At 71.3% G+C, this 2844-nt stretch carries 3 protein-coding genes and 1 pseudogene; all 4 read right to left on the reverse strand.

Annotated elements, in window-relative coordinates; translation table 11 throughout:
* On the reverse strand, nucleotides 1-401 hold a 401-nt coding region (locus tag A9X05_RS01650), incomplete at its 3' end, for a carboxymuconolactone decarboxylase family protein (protein WP_067778728.1).
* Entirely contained in the window at nucleotides 398-790 is a 393-nt protein-coding gene (locus A9X05_RS01655) for a hypothetical protein (RefSeq protein ID WP_067747987.1), read from the reverse strand. The genes A9X05_RS01655 and A9X05_RS01650, both read right to left, overlap by 4 nt.
* A 98-nt stretch (nucleotides 791-888) precedes the next feature.
* Nucleotides 889-1425: pseudogene (locus A9X05_RS01660) on the reverse strand (PPE family protein); the annotation flags it as partial.
* Nucleotides 1426-1463: 38 nt separating this feature from the next.
* Nucleotides 1464-2844: amidohydrolase family protein (locus A9X05_RS01665; RefSeq protein WP_067778731.1), on the reverse strand; the 1381-nt coding region annotated here is incomplete at its 5' end.

Raw genomic sequence — 2844 nt, forward strand, 5'->3', positions numbered from 1 at the left:
CAGGAACCGGTGCGCTCCAGCTCGTCGACCGCCTCGATCAGGGTCCGCTCGTCGGGCGCCCACCGCGGGTCGTCGGGGCCGGCGGTCACCAGCGCGTCGCACTCGTCGTCGCTGACACCCGCGATCGGACCCCAGAACGCCGCCTGCCCGCCCCACTCGTATCGGCAACCGAGGAGCGCGCAGCTGCGCAGGATCGCGATCGTCCGCGTCCGGGCGGGCAAAAGCGCTGCGACATAGAGTGATTCGCCGAGCTTGCGCAGCCGGGTGGCCAGCGCCGGGTGGCGTTGCAGGCAGCGCACCAGCAGCAGCGGCTCATAGGTGCGGTCCGGGTGACCCCAGCTGTTGATCCCCGCCGCGTCCTCCTCGCTCCACGGCGGGGCCAGCGGGGCGACGCGGCTCACCGGGAGAACACCACGCAGTCGTGCAGGCAGCCCTTGGCCGCGCCCGGGGAGCCGGGGTCGGCCTCGCGGTGCAGAAGGGCGCGGCCGGGCACGACTTCCAGGCGAACGGCGTCGCCCGCGTCGCTGACCTCGGCCGTGCCATCGACGATCAGCGAATAGCCGCCGGGCTCGGTCGGGGGCCACAGCAGGGTGACGTCGCGGCGCTGCGCCAAATTCTGGCGGGTGCGGCCACCGATGAGGCCGACGTCCAGCGTCGCGTCGCGCATCCGCGGCTCGACCGTCACGGTGTGGACGCGGTAGTCGTCGTCGACGGTGACCAGGTAGGCGAACGGGTAGTCGGGAAGGGCGGCCGCCAGACGCTCGACGTCCACCTGCTTCTTGGTGCGCATGACCCTCAGGATAGGCGCGGGCCGGGCCGCTACAGCGTGCGCGGAACCCGCGCCGCCGGCAGGCCGAAGGTGAGCTGGCCGCTGCTGCTGAAGTGGAAGCCGAGGTTCTGCAACACCTGCTGCCAGGGCGCCAGTTTCTCCACGGCCGCCGACGCGTCGGCGTGATAGCCGTACATCGCCTCGACGTCGGACGCCCACATCTGGTCGTAGGCGGCCTCGATGTCGGCGATCGCGGGGGTGTTCTGGCCCAGCCAGTTGGTGGCCGACAACGCCTGCGCCAGCGCGCGATTGGCCGCGACCACCGCGGGCTGCACCGTGGCCGCCAACGCGCCCTCGAACGCCGCCGCCACCGCCGAGGCCTGGCTGGACACCGCCTGGGCCTGGGCCGCCGCCGCGCTCAGCCAGCTGACGTAGTGCGTGGCGAGAGCCATCATCGCCGCCGAGGACGGCCCCTGCCAGGAGCCGCTGGCGAGATTTGACGTAACCGAAGAAAACGACGATGCTGACGATGCCAAGTCCTCGGCCAGTCCGTCCCAGGCTTCCGCGGCAGCAAGCAGCGGCCCGGCTCCGGGACCCGAGAAGATTCGTGCCGAGTTGACTTCTGGCGGCAACCACGCAAAATGCGGGCTCGTCACCGGCTCAACTTACCCGGGATCTGGCTGTTTTGGTGGCGTTATTGCGCGGGTACCGGGCGCGGTTGCCGACCGCGGACCAACTTGCCTGGACGAGCGTCGGTGGGCACGCCGTTCTCCGCGATCACTTCGCCGGCCACGATCGTCGCGACGTAGCCGTCGGCGGTCTGGTCGAGGCGCCGGCCCCCGGCCGGCAGATCGTAGGTGATGACCGGCTTGTGCAGGCGCAACGCGGCGTGATCGATGACGTTGAGGTCGGCCTTGTAGCCGACGCCGATGCGCCCCCGGTCGCCCAGCCCGGCGATGCGCGCCGGCACCGACGTGAGCTCGCGGACGGCCTGGGGCACGGTGAACCGGCCCGACTCGCGGTCGCGCGCCCAATGCGTCAGGAAGTACGTCGAGTAGCTGGCGTCGCAGATCATCCCGTAGTGCGCGCCGCCGTCGCCGAGCCCGAGCACCACGTCGTCGCGGTGCAGCAGCTTGCCCACGGTGTCCAGCGAATTGCCCTGCAGGTTGCTGGTCGCCACCAGCAGCATGGCGCGGCCCTCGTCGTCGAGCAGCCGGTCGTAGGCCTCCTCCATCGGGTTCACGCCTCGTGCCCGCGCCCGGGCCCCGATGGAGGTCGACGGGTCCGGCTCGTAGTCGGGGGTGTCGCCCAGCGGGTAGATCCAGTCCCACATCTGGGCCACGTATAGGATCGGGTGGCCCTGGCCCGGCTTGTCGGCGAGGATGCGCGCGCGCACCTCCGGCTTGCGCATCTCGGCGACCCGCTCGGCCAGGGGCAGGTGCGCGATTTCGCGGTAGCTCGGGTAGAGCACGAACGGGTTGGCGGACAGCTGCAGCCCGATGATCAGCCCGATCGGGCGCGGCAGCAGCTGTGCGGTGATCCGGGGGTCACCGTCGCCGGCCCGGGAATTCGCCTTCTCGATCATCGTGATGGCGTCCTCCCACGTCGGGTCGCCGGAGTTGGCCACCACCAGCGTGAAGGTCAGCGGCAGGTCGACGTCCTCGGCCACGTCGAACACCGTCTGCAGTACGGGCTCGTAGCCGCCGGCCGGGATGTCCGGCACGAACTGAAGAAGGCCGCCGCCGCCGTCGACGACACCGCGGGCGATTTCCTCGATCTCCTCCCGCGCGGCGTCGTAGCTCGGGATGGGCGAACCGCTTTCGGTTTTGTGGATCGTCAGCCGCGACGACGCGAAGCCGAGCGCCCCGACCTCGACCGCCTCCTTGGCCAGCGCCCGCATCTGGGCGAGGTCCTCGGCGGTGGCCGGCTCGCGGTCGGCGCCGCGCTGGCCCATCACGTAGACCCGCAGCGGCGAGTGCGGCAGGTACGCGGCGACGTCGATGTCCCGCTTGCCGGCGTCCAGCGCGTCCAGGTATTCGGGGAACGTCTCCCAGGTCCAGGGCAGGCCGTCGGTC

It is taken from the genome of Mycobacterium sp. E3298 (assembly GCF_001666895.1).
In the GTDB taxonomy this organism is placed as follows: domain Bacteria; phylum Actinomycetota; class Actinomycetes; order Mycobacteriales; family Mycobacteriaceae; genus Mycobacterium.